Source organism: Rugamonas brunnea, from assembly GCF_014042345.1.
Classification (GTDB): Bacteria; Pseudomonadota; Gammaproteobacteria; order Burkholderiales; family Burkholderiaceae_D; genus Rugamonas; species Rugamonas brunnea.
Genome location: NZ_JACEZT010000004.1, coordinates 280,286 through 296,089, shown reverse-complemented (window position 1 = coordinate 296,089; position 15,804 = coordinate 280,286). Strand labels below are relative to the sequence as shown.

12 protein-coding genes are annotated in these 15,804 nt (G+C 66.5%); 1 reads left to right on the top strand and 11 read right to left on the bottom strand.

The window, feature by feature from the left end; genetic code table 11:
* Window positions 1-64: 64 nt before the first annotated feature.
* The 10 genes from H3H37_RS08780 to H3H37_RS08735 all read right to left on the bottom strand — a co-directional run bounded on the left by H3H37_RS08780 (window position 65) and on the right by H3H37_RS08735 (window position 11,999).
* Window positions 65-1,078, bottom strand: a complete 1,014-nt coding sequence (locus tag H3H37_RS08780; RefSeq protein ID WP_229218739.1) for a TIGR03790 family protein — start codon at window positions 1,076-1,078, stop codon at window positions 65-67.
* An 81-nt stretch (window positions 1,079-1,159) separates the two neighbouring features.
* Complete coding sequence (locus H3H37_RS08775; RefSeq protein WP_182161468.1) at window positions 1,160-2,575, bottom strand: mannose-1-phosphate guanylyltransferase/mannose-6-phosphate isomerase; 1,416 nt, start codon at window positions 2,573-2,575, stop codon at window positions 1,160-1,162.
* Window positions 2,576-2,610: 35 nt separating this feature from the next.
* Entirely contained in the window at window positions 2,611-3,732 is a 1,122-nt protein-coding gene (locus H3H37_RS08770) for a nucleotidyltransferase family protein (protein ID WP_182161466.1), read from the bottom strand.
* A gap of 12 nt (window positions 3,733-3,744) precedes the next feature.
* On the bottom strand, window positions 3,745-4,743 hold the full coding sequence (gene galE, locus H3H37_RS08765; RefSeq protein WP_182161464.1) for a UDP-glucose 4-epimerase GalE: 999 nt from the start codon (window positions 4,741-4,743) through the stop codon (window positions 3,745-3,747).
* The gene (locus H3H37_RS08760; RefSeq protein WP_182161462.1) at window positions 4,740-5,993 is read right to left on the bottom strand and encodes a glycosyltransferase family 4 protein; all 1,254 of its coding nucleotides are present in this window, start codon (window positions 5,991-5,993) and stop codon (window positions 4,740-4,742) included. Before H3H37_RS08760 ends, galE begins: the two co-directional genes overlap by 4 nt.
* Window positions 5,977-7,287 (bottom strand): nucleotide sugar dehydrogenase, encoded by a 1,311-nt coding sequence (locus tag H3H37_RS08755; protein ID WP_182161460.1) that lies wholly within the window; start codon window positions 7,285-7,287, stop codon window positions 5,977-5,979. Before H3H37_RS08755 ends, H3H37_RS08760 begins: the two co-directional genes overlap by 17 nt.
* A gap of 10 nt (window positions 7,288-7,297) precedes the next feature.
* The gene (locus H3H37_RS08750; protein WP_182161458.1) at window positions 7,298-9,304 is read right to left on the bottom strand and encodes a heparinase II/III family protein; all 2,007 of its coding nucleotides are present in this window, start codon (window positions 9,302-9,304) and stop codon (window positions 7,298-7,300) included.
* Window positions 9,301-10,353 carry a glycosyltransferase family 4 protein gene (locus H3H37_RS08745; RefSeq protein WP_182161456.1) on the bottom strand — a complete coding sequence of 351 codons (1,053 nt, stop codon included), beginning with the start codon at window positions 10,351-10,353 and terminating at the stop codon, window positions 9,301-9,303. The genes H3H37_RS08750 and H3H37_RS08745 overlap by 4 nt, the downstream gene beginning before the upstream one ends.
* 40 nt (window positions 10,354-10,393) lie before the next feature.
* The gene (locus H3H37_RS08740) at window positions 10,394-11,482 is read right to left on the bottom strand and encodes an acyltransferase family protein (protein ID WP_182161454.1); all 1,089 of its coding nucleotides are present in this window, start codon (window positions 11,480-11,482) and stop codon (window positions 10,394-10,396) included.
* An 88-nt stretch (window positions 11,483-11,570) separates the two neighbouring features.
* Complete coding sequence (locus H3H37_RS08735) at window positions 11,571-11,999, bottom strand: serine O-acetyltransferase (RefSeq protein ID WP_182161452.1); 429 nt, start codon at window positions 11,997-11,999, stop codon at window positions 11,571-11,573.
* A 226-nt stretch (window positions 12,000-12,225) separates the two neighbouring features.
* Between H3H37_RS08735 and H3H37_RS08730 the strand changes: the two genes are divergently transcribed.
* Window positions 12,226-13,473, top strand: coding sequence for a glycosyltransferase family 4 protein (locus H3H37_RS08730; protein ID WP_182161450.1), 1,248 nt, complete (start codon window positions 12,226-12,228; stop codon window positions 13,471-13,473).
* A gap of 76 nt (window positions 13,474-13,549) precedes the next feature.
* Here the strand turns inward: H3H37_RS08730 and H3H37_RS08725 are convergent, their stop codons facing one another.
* Entirely contained in the window at window positions 13,550-15,787 is a 2,238-nt protein-coding gene (locus tag H3H37_RS08725) for a DUF4962 domain-containing protein (protein ID WP_229218738.1), read from the bottom strand.
* Between the last annotated feature and the right edge of the window lie 17 nt (window positions 15,788-15,804).

Here is a 15,804-nt window from a genome sequence, read left to right as displayed (position 1 = left end):
AGCGCATGACAGGCTGATGACAGCCGCTCAGTCCGGACGGACTACGGCACGGCGGGCAGCCGGATCAGTGCGGGCGGTACGGTGCGGCCAGCGGTTCGCCGATGAACAGGCCCTGCGCCGGCCAGGCCACGCTGCGCCAGTACGCTTCGATGGCCGTGGCGCCGCCCAGGTAGTGCTTGAGCAGCACGGTCGGATGGGGGAATTTCTGCCAGTAGTTGCACGGCTCGGAGACGGAACCATAGCTGGCCGTGGCGCCCGCCTCCAGCCAGCGCAGGCTGCTCATCTGGGCCGTGCCCAGCAGGTCGCCGCCGACCGAGGTCAGGTGGTCGGCCAGCGCACCGGGCAAGAACTGCAGGGTGTCGAGCTGCTCGACCCAGGCCTTGCCGGTCTGGTAAATCATGACGTCCTTGACGTCGGCGATGCTGTCGGCGCGCAGCGTGCGGATGGTCAGCTGCTGCTGCGGCAGCACCATGGAACGGGGGAAATACACGGAGCGGCTGTTGCGCGCCGCCTCGCTGGTCACCAGGTAGTAGGCCGTGCCCGGCTGGACGCGGAAACCGCTGGCCTTGCCGCGCATGATCAGGGCCTTGGCGTCCTCCACCGACTCGGTGGGCAGCAGCATCGACAGTCGGATGCCGAAATCGTTGCGCGGCCGGCTGGAGGCAGCGTTGAAGTACGGGCTGGGCTTGCTCGGCTCGCACGGCTTCTCACACAGGCCGGGATCGAAGCCCAGCGTGTAGGCCGACGTAATGGAATTGCACTCGACGGCATAGGGCGCCGTCCACACCATCAGCACGGCCTGGATGCCGGCCGGCAGCTGCAAGTCGATCACATTGCGCAGGTGGCGGAACTGGTCGGCTGTCAGTTTGTGGGGCTTGCCCGGGATGTTGACGTGGACCACGTTGCGGGCCGGGATGTCGCGCGCCTGGCGGTAGTATTCGCCGATGGCCACGCTGTTCGGCTCGTCGTCGTTGATGACGATCGCCAGCTGGGCCGGTTGCAGCCCGGTGGCCGGCGGCGAGCCGGCCATGGCGGGCAGGCAGCACAGGCTGCCGCAGAGAATCAGGAAAGCGCGCAAGGACGGGACCCCGGAATGGATGGACGACGGCACATGCCGCCGTCCGGATTATAGCGTCTCCGTGGTGCCCGTCCAGCGGCCTCAGGCACGCTGGTAGACGTCCTCGAAACGCACGATGTCGTCCTCGCCCAGGTAGCTGCCCGACTGCACTTCGATCAGGTGCAGCGGCACCTTGCCCGGGTTTTCCAGCCGGTGGTTCATGCCGATCGGGATGTAGGTCGATTCGTTCTCGGTCAGCAGGCTGACCTTGTCGCCGCAGGTGACGCGGGCCGTGCCGCTGACCACCACCCAGTGCTCGGCGCGGTGGTGGTGCATCTGCAGCGACAGCTTGCCGCCCGGATTGACGGTGATGCGCTTGACCTGGAAACGGTCGCCCATGTCGATGCCCTCGTAGCAGCCCCACGGACGGTAGACCTTGGTGTGGTGCAGGTGCTCGGTGCGGCCCTCGGCCTTCAGGTGGTCGACGATCTGCTTGACGCGCTGCACCTGGTCCTTGTGGGCCACCAGCACGGCGTCGGCCGTCTCCACCACCACCAGGTCCTTGACGCCGACCACGGCCACGATGCGGCTCTCGGCCCGCACCAGCGAACCGGACACGTCGTCGAGGTAGACGTCGCCGCGCGCCACGTTGCCGTTCTCGTCGCTCTGCTGCACTTCCCACAGGGCCGACCAGGAACCGACATCGCTCCAGCCGATCGAAGCCGGCACCACCACGGCGTGGCGCGTGTGCTCCATCACCGCGTAGTCGATCGAGTCCGACGGGCAGGCCGTGAAGGCCGCTTCATCGAGGCGGCAGAAATCGAGGTCGCGGTAGCCCTGGGCTACGGCCGCCGCGCTGGCCTCGGCGATGGCCGGCGCGAACTGGCGCAGCTCGTCGAGATAGGCGGCGGCGCGGAACAGGAACATGCCGCTGTTCCAGTAGTAATTGCCGGCCGCGACGAAGCCCTGGGCCGTTTCCCGGTCCGGCTTTTCGACGAAGCGGTCGACCTTGTAGCAATGCGGCGCACCCGTGCCGGCGCCGCTCTGGATGTAGCCGTAGCCGGTCTCCGGCGCCGTGGGCACGATGCCGAAGGTGGCCAGCGCGCCCTCGGCCACCGGCACGCAAGCCTGCTCGATGGCGGCGTGGAAGGCGTCGACGTCGGCGATCACGTGGTCGGCCGGCAGCACCAGCATCACGGCCTCGGGATCGATGGCCTGCAGGTAGTGGGCGGCGGCGGCCACGGCCGGCGCCGTGTTGCGGCCCACCGGCTCCAGCAGGATGCCCAGCGGCGCCACGCCGATTTCGCGCATCTGCTCGGCCACCAGGAAGCGGTGTTCATTGCCGCACACGACCAGCGGCTGCATCAGCTGCGGCCGGCCGGCCAGGCGCAGCGCCGTTTCCTGCAACATGGTGTGCTCGGTCACCAGCGGCAGCAACTGCTTGGGCAGCACGGCGCGCGACAATGGCCACAAACGGGTGCCCGAACCGCCGGACAGGATGATGGGATAAATCTTCATGCTCTTATTCTCTTTTCCATTAATTCATTGCCCGGCTACGGACGCCGGCCACGGCGACGGTCGCGCGCATTGGCCCAGGCCTCGGAATCATATTCGGAGGCGTGCTTCATGTCGCCGGCGCGGTTCACACTATAGTCCTTGAACACGATCATTTCGTCCAAAGAAACATTTTCTAACACACGAGTATATTCGAACAGCACGCTGCGCACGACCTTGGCGCCGCGGCACACGTGGCTGCCGTGGCCGATCCAGGTCGGACCGACGATGGTCACGCCAGCCTCGATGCGGGTGCCCGAGCCGATGTAGACGGGGCCCTCGATGCGCGTGTCCTGCCAGTCGATGCTGGTGTTCTGGCCCACCCACAGGCCATCGTTGATCTGGATGCCGGGCATGTGCAGGTTGGCCACCTCCCCCATCAGCACGCTCTGGCATACTTCCCAGTAGTCGCGCACGCTGCCGATGTCGATCCAGTTGAAGCGGCGCGTCTGGGCGAAGAACGGCAAGCCGCGTTCGGCCAGCAGCGGGAACAGTTCGGAACCGATGTCGAACGGCCGGTCCGACGGGATCAGATCGATCACCTCGGGCTCGAAGATGTAGATGCCGGTGCTGACCCGGTTCGACAGCGCCTCGTGCTGGCGCGGCTTTTCCTGGAACTGGGTGATGCGGCCGGCTTCGTCGGTGACGACCACGCCATAGCTCTCCACCTTGTCCCACGGCACCTCGGTGGTGATCACGGACGCCAGCGCACCTTTGCGGCGGTGCTCGAACAAGGCCGATTTCAGGTCCAGGTCAATCAGCGCATCGCCGCACAGCACGATCGTGGTGTCGTCGAAGAAGCCGCCGAATTCCTGGATCTTCTTCATGCCGCCGGCCGAACCGAGCGGCTCGGGCACCACTTCGCCCTCGTCGTTGGTATAGCCTTCGAACGAATAGCCGATCTGCACATCGAACTGGTGGCCTTCGCCGAAATACTCCTCAATCTTCTCGTGCAGGTAGCTGACGTTGACCATGATCTCGGTCACGCCGTAGCGGTGCAGGTGCTCGATCAGGTAGGCCATCACGGGCTTGCCCAGGATGGGGATCATGGGCTTGGGCAAATCGTAGGTCAAAGGACGCACCCGCGTGCCTTTGCCGGCCGCCAATATCATCGCTTTCATGCTGCCTCTCTGTTATTTGGGGCTGGACTGCCAGCGCCACGCATCGGCGCACATCTGGGCGATGCCACGCTCGGCCTTCCAGCCCAGCTCGCGCTCGGCCAGGCCGGCGTCGGCGTAGCAGGCCGCGATATCGCCGGGGCGGCGCGCCACGATCTGGTACGGCACCGGCCGGCCGCTGGCCTGCTCGAACGCGCGCACCATCTCCAGCACGCTGTTGCCGCGCCCCGTGCCCAGGTTGTAGGTGACGATGCCGGGGCCGGCGGCCAGCTTGGCCAGCGTTTTCAAATGGCCCAGCGCCAGGTCGACCACGTGGATGTAGTCGCGCATGCCGGTGCCGTCCGGGGTCGGGTAATCGCCGCCGTACACGGACAGGACGTCACGCCGGCCCTCGGCCACCTGGGCGATGTAGGGCAGCAGGTTGTTGGGGATGCCGTTCGGCTCCTCGCCGATCAGGCCGCTTTCATGGGCGCCCACCGGGTTGAAGTAGCGCAGCAGCGCGATATGCCAGCTGCTGTCGGCGCGGTACAGGTCGCGCAGCATGTCCTCAATGATCAGCTTGCTGCGGCCGTACGGGTTGGTGGCCGACAGCGGGAAGTGCTCGTAGATGGGCACCGAGGCCGGGTCGCCGTACACGGTGGCCGAGGAGCTGAACACCAGTTGCTTGACGCCGAACTTGGCCATCGTCTCGAACAGCACGATGCTGCCCGACAGGTTGTTGTCGTAGTAGCGCAGCGGCTGCTCGACCGATTCGCCGACCGCCTTCAGGCCGGCGAAGTGGATCACGGCGTCGATCGCGTGGGCCGCGAACACGGCTTCCACGCCGGCGCGGTCGCGCACGTCCACCTGCAGGAAGGTGAACGGCCGGCCGGCGATGGCGCACACGCGCTCGTACACGGAGGCCTTGGCGTTCGACAGATTGTCGATCACCACCACCTCGTGGCCGGCCGCCAGCAATTCGACGACGGTATGGGAACCGATGTAGCCCATGCCGCCGGTGACTAATATCTTCATTTGCTCTCTTTTCGCAAAGGTGGCACGGCGCCCGGCAGGGGCGCATTGGCCGAGTACAGGCGTTCGTAGGCGGCCAGCAGCTTGGGCGCCTCGTATTCCCACTCCAGTTCATTGATCACGCGGTTACGGCCGTAGGCGCCCATGCGCTCACGGCGGGCCGGATCGTCGAGCAGCTCGACGATCTTGCGGGCCATGTCGATGGGGTCGTTCTTCTGCGCGTACAGCGACGCTTCCTGGGCCGACACCTTGCCTTCCACCAGGTCGAACTGCACGATGGGTTTGCCCAGCGCCATGTACTCCATGATCTTGTTCATGGTCGACTTGTCGTTCATGTCGTTGGCCACGTCCGGGTTCACGCACACGTCGGCCGTGTTGAGCATTTCCAGCAGTTGCTGGTCGGGCACGCGGCCCGTGAACGTGACGTAGTCGGCGATGCCCATGTCGGCCGCCATCTGCTTCATCTGTTCCAGCGAGGTGCCGCCGCCCACCAGGCCGAACTGCACGTCGGTGCGGCCCAGGGTCTGGATCAGGTACTGGGCCGATTGCAGCAGCAGGTCGATGCCTTCCTGCGCGCCCATCACGCCCACGTAGCCAACCAGGTAGTTACGGCCCCGCTTCAGGGCCGGCACCGGCGGCAGCACTTTCAGGCGGTCCAGCTTGGGACCGCTGCGCACCACATAGCACTTGTCGGGGTCCATGCCGCCGCGTTCGATGGCGATCTTCTTGTACGACTCGTTGGTGGCGATCGACACGTCGGCCGTCTTGAACGACCAGCGCTCGAACAGCACCATCAGCTTGTAGAAGAAATCGCGCCGGCCGAACTTGGCCTCGTACAGTTCCGGGTTGATGTCGTGGTGGTCGAACAGGAACTTCTTGCCCATCAACAGCTTGAAGAAGCCGCCGATCAGGAACAGCAGATCGGGCGGATTGCAGGCGTGGATCACGTCGAAGCCGCGCGCGAAATGCACCTTCCACGCCAGGCGGAAGGTGTGGAACAGCGCCATCGAATATTCGATCAGGTAGCCCTTGGCGCCCTCCGCTTCCAGCGGCAGCCGGTAGCGGTGGATGTGGATGCCGTCGATCTCCTCGTAGCGCGCCTCGTAGCCCTTGCCCGTGGGGCAGATGATCGACACCTGGTAGCCGTTGGCGTGCAAGGTGGTCGCCTCCTGCCACACGCGCCGGTCGAACGGCGACGGCAGGTTCTCGACCAGGATCAGGACCCTGCGCTGACCTTTACCAGCAGATGCCATCGTACTGTCCCCCGCTTTGTTCCTGGCTGATGCGCACCAGGTCGACGATGGTCTGGCCGGCCTTGAGCTGGGCCGGCACGGCCTTGAACTCGGCCGCGCCGTTGCCGATCACGATGGTCTCGGCGAAGGCCAGCACTTCCTCCATCGAATCGACCATCAGCTTGGAGATGTGCGGAATGTGGTTGAGGATATAGTCCTGGTTGGCGCCCGTCAGCGCGGCCAGGTTGACGTTCTTGTCGTACAGTTTCAGTTCGTAGCCCTTGCCCAGCAGGTGCTCGATCACGTCCACCAGCGGCGATTCGCGCAGGTCGTCGGTGCCGGCCTTGAACGAGAAGCCGAGGATGCCGACCTTGCGCGCGCCCTTGTCGACGATCATCTTCAAGCCCTTGTCGACCTGCTTCTGGTTCGACGGCAGGATGGAGTTGAGCAGCGGCAGTTCCAGGTCCAGGCTGCGCGCCTTGTAGGTCAGCGCGCGCACGTCCTTGGGCAGGCAGGAGCCACCGAAGGCGAAGCCGGGCTTCATGTAGTAGGACGACAGGTTGAGCTTGGTGTCCTGGCAGAAGATCTCCATCACCTTGTGGCCGTCGATGCCGACCGCCTTGCAGATGTTGCCGATCTCGTTGGCGAACGCCACCTTGACGGCGTGCCAGGTGTTGTCCGTGTACTTGACCATCTCGGCCGTTTCCACCGTGGTGCGCACCAGCGGCGCATCCATCTTCTCGTACAGCTGCACCAGCATGGCGCCGGCCTTGGCGTCGCTCTCGCCGATCACGGTCTTGGGCGGGTGGTAGTAATCGTAGACGGCCGTGCCTTCGCGCAGGAATTCGGGGTTGTTGCAGACGCCGAAATCGACGCCGGCTTTCTTGCCCGAGGCCGCCTCCAGGGTCGGGATCACCACGCTGCTCATGGAGCCGGGCAGCATGGTGCTGCGCGCCACCACCACGTGGAAGCTGGCCTTGTCCTTGATGGCCGCGCCGATCTGCTCGCACACCTTGCGCACGGCGCTCAGGTCCAGGTTGCCATTGAGCTGCGAGGGCGTGCCGACGCAGATCAGCGACATGTCGCTGCCCATGACGGCGTCGCGCACGTCGATGGTGGCGCGCAGGCGGCCGGCCTTGACGGTGGTGGCGATCATCTCGCCGATGTCTTTCTCGATGATGGGCGTGACGCCCTGGTTGATCAGGTCCACCTTGGTGCGGTTGGGATCGACGCCGATCACCTCATGGCCGTCCGTGGCCAGGCAACCGGCCGATACCGCGCCCACATACCCCAGGCCAAAAATGCTGATTTTCAAAATATGCTCCTCAATAAGTGGTCGATGCCGGCGCGATGCGCAAGTCAATCTCAGTCACAATTTCTGTCGTGCCATGGATGGCACCCTGCCACACGGCGGTGGTAATCGGGGTCTTGCTGTCGAACGTGCGGGAAATCCAGCCGGCCGGCGGCGCCTCGCTGGCGCGCAGCAGGCGCACGCCGGCGCCGAACGCGCAGCGCATGGCCAGGCCATGGCGCGCGCCACGGGCCTGCAGCTGCGCGCCGTCGGCCGTGACCTGGCATGATTCCGCGAAGTGCCAGTGCAGGGCTACCTGATGCTCCCGCCGGCATTGTAATATATCTTTAATAACAATACGGTGACATGTCGTATCGAACGCGACCTCGCGCTGGTGGCGCACGGGGTCGGCCAGCCGGGTGTAGCCGTCGTGCTCGCCGGCGAAGGTCTGCACGGCGCCGTCGGGCGCGTGGGCCAGCAGGCGGGCCTGGGCCTTGCGCAGCCACATGAAATTGCCGCCGATCTCGGACTGGTCCTGGCCATCGACCTGCACCGTGTTGTGGGCCGCCGTGCTGCGGAAATAATCGCGCCACAGTTTCTGCGTGTGGTAAGCGTAGGTGCCGGGGTCGACCAGCATTTCTTCGCCGCCCAGCGACAGCGTGAACGCCAGCGCGTCCGCATGGCCGTGGGCCGCGATCGACAGGTAGCCCAGCGGCGCGCAATCGGCCACCAGCCGCACTTCGCGCGCCGTGCCGTAGTCCGTTCCCAGCAGGTAGTAGCCGCCCTCGGGGAAGGCCAGCACGGGCCGCTCGGGGCCGGCCACGGCCAGCGCGTCCCAGCGCCGCCGCCCTTCCGCGCCGAACAGCCAGGCGTTCTTGTCGTCGAACCGGCCGGCCTTGCGCTTGAAGTCGGCGCGCCCGTACAGCACGGCGCAACTGGCCAGCAGCGAACGGTACGGCGACCAGCCGGACTCGTGCGACAGGCGCACCATCTGCGCGTCGTCGGCGTCGCCCGTCATCGGCACGTTGCCGTCCGCATCCATCAGCGCGGCGATGAATTCGGCCAGCCGCTCCAGCCGCTCGTTGTAGGCGGGCGAGAAGGCGACGCCGTGGGCCCGGCCGATCAGCAGGCACAGCAGCATCATGTCCATCACTTCGTGCTGGTAATAGACGGCCTGCTCGCGGTTCACGCCATCGGCCGTGTTCTGGCACAGCGCCTCGCGCTCCAGGCCGCGCTGGGCCAGCGAGCGCCAGCGCGCGCTGGCGGGCCAGCACGGCCACACCAGGCTGGCCACGAACAGGCCCATGTATTCGCCGAACAGGTGGTTATTGGCCGACGAATGGCGCGAGAAATAGCCGGCGATGAAATGGCAATGCTGGTACACGCTGTCCTGCCACTGGCGGCGGAAGCGCTGGCCGGCCGCGCCGGCGAACAGCGGCGAATCGGCGCCGCCGAGCAACTGCCAGGCGAAGGCCCAGTTCAGCAGCCGCACCGCCAGTTCCAGCGAGCTGGTCCAATGCACGCCGCGCGGATACGGGCACTGCTCGAACCACGAGCTCAGCAGCAAGCGCGCGCCCTCGGCATAGCGCTCCTCGCCCGTCACCTTCCACGCCTGGGCCAGCGTCACCAGCTCCAGGTGGCGGCTCGGCTCCCACAGGTATTTGATGTCGCCCACCACGCGTTCGCTGCGGTAATCGATGGCCTTGCCCAGGCCCATCGGCGCCTCGGTGCCCGTCTTGGGATCGCGGTTCCAGCGCGGCGGAAAGCCGAGCGCGGCGCCGCGCAGCGCGAACACGTTCCAGCGCCCGGCCAGGATGGCATTGGCCGCCGCGCACAGGGCGGCCGGGTCGGCGCAGGCCACGTCGGCGGGCAGGAAGGACACGGCCGGCGCGGCGGCCGGCATGGCAGGCGCAGGCACGCTGGCCACCAGGCCCAGGCCGAACTTGCTGGCCTTCTTCTGCAACAGCTGGCGCACGCGCCAGGCGATCTCGGGCACGCCCATCAGCTTGAGGCGATTGACTTTCCAGGCCAGGCTGGTCATCGCGCGCCTCCCATGCCCAGTTCGCCGTACAGCGCGCCGATGCGCGGCAGGATGACGTCGGTGGAAAACGTGTGTTCGATCTTGCGCCGCGCCGCCTGGCCCATCTGCGCAGCCAGCGCGCCATCCTGCAGCAGGCGCTTGAGGCGGTCGGCCAGCGCGTCGACGTCGCCGGGCGTGATCAGGTAGCCTTCCACGCCATCGGTGACCGCTTCCGGGATGCCGCCCACGGGCGTGGTCACCACCGGCAAGCCGGCCGCCATCGCTTCGAGCACGCTCATCGGCAAGCCCTCGTTGTAGGACGGCAGCGCGTAGACGCGGGCCCGGCCCATGGCCTGCTGCTTGGCATCGCCGCTGACCCAGCCCAGCAGTTGCACGCAATCGGCCAAGTGGGCGCCGGCGGCGGCCGCGCGCATCTGCTCCAGCTCGCCGTCGCCGCCCATCTGCAGCGACAGGCCGGGAATGTCGTCATGGATGCGGCGCGCCGCGTCCAGCAAATCGTAGCTGCCCTTGTTCTTGCCGATGCGGCCCAGCACCAGCACGGTCGGCTGCGCGGCCGGCGTGGCCGGTGCGCCGGCCGCCAGCAGCACCGGGTTGTAAATGGCCGTCACGTGGCGGTTGCTGCTCACGCTCTCAACCCAGCGCTTCCAGGTCTGCGACAACACCACCACGCGGGTGGCATGGTCGAGCACGTAGCGGATCAGGCCCTTGCCCAGCTTGCCGCAACCGTCATAGAAGGTATGGAAGGCGCCGCTGTGGATATGCACGATGGTGGGCCGGCCCGTCGCATGGGCCAGCAGGAAGAACGGCAGCTTGCGCCAGAAGCTGGCGCGCGAGGACACGTGGATGTGCAGCAGGCCGACCTGGCCCGTCGCCAGCAGCCACATGAAGGTGGCCAGCGCGCGCAAGGCGATCAGGGCCTTGGTGGCGGCGCCGCCATCGGCATGGGTGGCGACGTAGCGGATAGGATAGCGGTCGAACAGGCCGGCCGCGCGGTACACGTTGACGACGGACGAAATGCCGCCCATGGTGTCGAATCGGGTCCCGATCATGACGATTTTCTTCATTACTCAGACTTACTCCAGGCTCGGTTCAAACGGAGGCGGCCGGCGCGTGGCGCGCGCGCGGCTGGTGCAATTTGCGGCGCAGCACGGCGAACGGGCGCTCGATCAGGCGGTGCATGGCATAGGCGAACGCCACCGTCAACACGAAGGCCAGCGCCGCCACGGCGAATTTGCCGCGCACCAGCGTTTCCGCGGCCCCGATCCACATCAGGTGCGACAGGTAGAACGCGTACGACAGCACGCCCAGCAGCTTGACGGGCGCCGTGTTAAGCGGACGGAACATCGGCCAGTGCGGGTAGCGCACGGCGTACCAGAACAGGGGGAACAGCGCCACGCCTTGCAGCGTGTAGCGCCAGGTGGCGCGGAACTGGGCGTCGCGGTACAGGAAGCAGAATGCCAGCAGGGCCAGCGCGGCGGCCAGCACGGCGCCATCTTGCCAGCGCGCGCGGTCGCGGCGCACGCCGTCGAGCGCCGGATTGCGCCACACGCCCATGGTGCAGCCATAGAGCAGGCTGTCCATGCGCGCGTCGCTGGCCAGGTAGGTCCAGTCGTCGCTGACATGCCAGCCATAGATCAGCAGGCAGCGCCACGCCAGCTCGGCCACGCAGAGGGCCAGGAACACGGCCGCGATGCGGTCGTTGCGCCAGCGCCGCGCGCAAAACAGGTACAGGGCCGGGAACAGGATGTAGAAATGCTCCTCCACGGCCAGCGACCAGTAGGTGCCCGTAAACGGCACCAGTTGCGGGTGCGGCACCTGCAGGATGTAGTAATTGGTCACTTGCGTCATCTCGGCCAGCAGGCCGGCCACGTCGCCGCGCTGCGCCGTGAGGCCCAGCGCGCACGCCAGCAGCACCACCAGCAGCACGAAATACATGGGCGGGAAGATGCGGTACACGCGGCGCAAGTAGAAGTTGCGGAAATCGATGGTGTGGCCGCGCTCGTACTCCATGCGCAGCAAGGTGGTGATCAGGTAGCCGCTCAGGAAGAAGAACACGGTCACCCCGAAGCCGCCGGGAATGGCGTCGCCCCAGCCCGCATGGCTGATGAACACCAGCACGGCGGCGCAGGCGCGGATGCCGTCCAGCGAGGGCAGATAGAAGTCGGACTGAGATTTCATGTCATTGGTTACGGTTGCGCGCCGCCCAGCCGGGGCCGGAGCGGCTGGGACACGGCCTGGCGGCGCTGCGATAGCCGGACAACGGCATTCAGGCCGTTTCCTGGCCGCGCACGGGCCGCACGGTGGCCGGCACCCCGACCGCCATCATGCCGGCCGGAACATTCTGCAGCACCACGGCGTTGGCGCCGATGCGGGCGTTGCGCCCTATCGTGACGGGACCCAGCACGCAGGCGCCGGCGCCGATCTCCACATCATCCTCGATTACGGGCACCTCGTGGTGGCCGGAACGCCCACCTATCGTGACATTTTGGGCGACCTTGACGCGGTCGCCGATACGGGCCCGGGCATGCACCACGGTACCCAGGCCGCTGTAGGCGAAACGCACGTCGCGCCCCACCTGCACGCTGGGCGGCAGCACGATGCCGAACACGATGCGATTGAAGCCATACAGCAGACGGGGAAGCCAGGGGATGCCGTGCCTGTGCAGCAACGACGCCAGCCGAAAAACCTTGATCATGGAGCAGCCTAGAAGATTGAACGCACGCCAGCGTGCGTTGCAATTTTAACATAATTAATTAACAAAGTATCCACGAGCACAGCCGTGCTGTCAACCCGTCACGATTGCCTTGCCGATTTGAACTTCATGCCTAAATTTCAAGTATACTCAACTTTCTCCGTGTCCACCGTTCGCTAGCGTGCCGGTCTGTCCAGGCCCGCGCCGGCGCCCCGTCAAGGCCAATTCATTGATCAAGCAAGCCCCGCTCCGCATCCTGCAACTGGTTCCCGAACCGCTGCCCTCCTACCGCGCCGACGTCACCGTCCTGTTCGGCAAATACCTGTCCCGTAACGGCGTCGCCTGCGACATCGTCGGCAAGGCGGCCGACGACGCCCCCATGCCCGAGCAGGGTTTCGCCTCGGTGCGGCGCGCCACGGCGCGCGGCCGGCGCTGGCAGCGCGAATGGGATTTCCTCAAGCTGTGCCTGCACAGCGTGCGCCACGCCCGCCACAGCGATTACGACGTGATCCAGGTGCGCGACATGGTGTCGATCGGCCTGGCCACGCTGTTGCTGGCGCGCTGGAAAAAAATTCCGTTCACGTACTGGGTCTCCTTCCTCATGTGCGACGGCCGCATTGAGCGGGCCCGGGCCGAGCTGGCCATCCGGCCCCGGCTGTACTACTACCTGGCGCTGGGCAAGGGTCTGCTGGAAAAGCAGTTGTTCTACAAGGTCTTGCTGCCGCGGGCCCAGCATGTGTTCGTGCAGAGCGAAGCCATGAAGGCGCACATGGTGGCGCGCGGCATCGCCCCCGAACGGCTGACGGCCGTGCCGATGGGCGTGGACATGGAAACCCTGCGCGGGTCCGTCCCCAGCGCCGCCCCCGCCGCCGTCGCGGCGACGGCCGGCACGGCGCGCCCGCACCCGCCCACCCTCGCCTACCTGGGCACACTGGACCGCTCGCGGCAGCTGCCGCTGGTACTGGACGCGCTGGCGCTGGTGCGACGCCGCTATCCGACGGCCCGGCTGCTGCTGATCGGCAGCTCGCCCACGCCATCCGACCTGGACGAGCTGCGCGCTCACGCCGCGCGCATCGGCGTCAGCGAGGCCGTCACATTCACCGGCTGGCTGCCGTCGGCCGAGGCGCAGGCGCTGGTGGCCGACGCCGACGCGGCCGTTTCCTACATCCCGCGCGGCAAGCTGTTCGACGTCAGTTCGCCCACCAAGCTGCTCGAATACATGGCGCTGGGCATCCCCGCCATCGGCAACGACACGCCCGACCAATTGCAGGTGCTGTCGGCCAGCGGCGCCGGCTGGCTCACCGCCAGCACGGCCGAAGCCATCGCCGAAGCCTTCACCGCCATCCTCGACGCGCCCGCGGCGGCCCGCCAGCGCGCCGCCGGCGGGCGCGCCTGGATCGAGGCGCACCGCAGCTACCGCGTGATCGCCGACGCGCTCAGCCAGACCTACCACGCCATCGCCCGCGCCGCGCCATGAAGGCGGCCCCGTAAACGAACAATGGCGGAACAACATCGCTGCTGTTCCGCCATCGGGGTCATGCCTTAGGACTGACTTATTTCGGCAGGGTGATGGCCTGGCTGCCCACCGTCAGCGTACGGCCGGTGGAGGTGGTGGTCAGCGTCACGGTCGGGTTCTTGCAACCCGGATCGATCAGCATCAGGAACTCACCATTGGTGGCCGCCGTGCCGAAGCTGTACACGCCTTGCGACTCGGTGCGGCCGGTCATCTGCGGCAGGTTGGCCACCGTGTTGTAGACCAGGCCGGTCGTCACGATAGGACGCAGGCACAGCGTACGGCCCTGGTAGGCGATCGACGACTTCATGGTGGTCGGGTCGTAGGTCAGCGTACCGAAGGTGTGGTAGTTCCACTCGTACTTGTGGACATTGGCCGACTTGGCCAGGTCCTGCACCACGATCTCGTCCTGCGAACGCAGGTACCAGACCTTGCGCACGGCCGAGCTCAGCAGGCCGCCGTACGCCGGCGTCGCGTCGCCCTCGATGTAGTCCATGGCCGAGGAGGTCGAGAAGGCGTTGATGCGGCCCGTGGCGTTGATAATCGACAGGTTGCCGCCGGTGACGGTCTGGCCGATGCCGCCGTCGAAGGTCAGCGCGTTATGGGCCTTGGTGGTGCGGTACCACGAGGTCCACATCGGCGAACCATAGTAGTCATACCAGCCGCCCTCGCCCAGCATCGGATAGCCACCGCTCATCACCACCAGGCTGTTCTGGTCGCCATGGCTGTGGTTGTACGAACCGTAGGAGCTGGACTTGAAGTAGACCGAGGTGCGCCCCGGATCGGCCAGCTTGCTGTGCATGGCGCCCCAGCCGATGGTCGGCAGCATGAAGGCATTCACGGTCGGCGCGGCCGCCGTCACGCTCGACGATGGCAGCGGATACGGCGAACGCAGCAGCGTCAGGTTGTCGTAGGTACCAGGCTGGTTGTTCACGTACCAAGCCGCGGCCGGGGTGGCGAAATTGCTGGCGTAGGCCTTCATCACCTGCGAGGTCGGCTTGACTTCATGGCCGTCGCCGAACACGTGCGACGTCTGGCCCGGCGGCACGAAGTACATGAAGAAGTTCAGGAAACCACGCGACCACGGCTTGCCGTACAGGTCCAGGCCCATGGCCTGCAGGGCCGGCTGCCATACCTGCATGTACAGGTCGACGGCGAACTCACCGTAGGCCGTGCCGTTGGCGAAGCCACCCTCGGGGCCGCTCCACACGCTCAGCGAGCTGACATAGGAGCGGAAGGCGAAATCGAACCACGCCGTGGCGTCCGGAATGTCACCGACGGCCAGCGTCGAGATCAGGGCCACGCCAGCCGTGTTGCTGATCGCGTGCGAGTCGAACGGATACTGGTCGATGCGGCCGTTGTATTGCGACAGGTCGCCGTAGATCTGGTTGGTGTAGGCGGCCACCGAGGCCAGCCAGGCAGCCTTGCGGGTCGGGTCGATGACGTTCGACACGCAATCGTAGGCGCGGATCAGGGCCGACGCGATGGCGAACGGTGCCTGGTCCTGCTGGTAATAGTTGGTCGGGCCCAGCGGGTTGAAGGCGGCCAGTTCGTCGCCGCGGCGCAGGGCCTCGGTCAGGAACTGTTGCGAACCGGTGAGCTTGTACAGCAAGGCCGAGGCCTCGAGCTGGCGGCCCTGCTTGCCCAGCTGGTTACGGATGTCGGCGATCTGGGCCGCCTGGGCCGTCGTCGTCACCGTGCTCGTATCGAGCGTCCACTGGGTGTCCGAGATGATGGGCAGGTAGGTGATCTGGTACTGCACTTCCTTGGTCAGCGCCGTGACGGCCGGACCGCGTTCGGTCAGCAGGCCGCCGCTCCAGGTCGAGTACAGCGGCAAGGTCTGCAGGGCGCGCGGACGGGCGCGCTGCAGGATGCGGGCCCGCAGGTCGGCATTCTCCGGCACCTCATAAGTCTGCGACGAGGCATTGATGGTGAAGCTGCGCATGGTCGACCAGTCGGTCACCGTGGTCGGCGTGACGCGCCAGCTGTAGGTGCCGGCCGGCAGCGCGCGCGACGGCATGTACCAGTTACGATACGAGGTGTAGGTCGTCACCAGTGCGCCGTTCGAATACACTTCGATCGTGTACGACGGCGGGCTGGTCGAGTAGCGCGACCACGAGAAGGTGGGCGGATTCTGTGGCTGCGCCGCCAGGTTGGCCGGCAGCGTCTTGATTTCCAGCGGTGTGGCCGCCTGCGCCCAGTCCGCCCGCGCCTGGCCGCACAGGGTCGCCATCAGGGCGGCCGCCGCGGTCCAGAGTACATGTTTATTGAGATTCATCATTAGCCTCCAAGGCA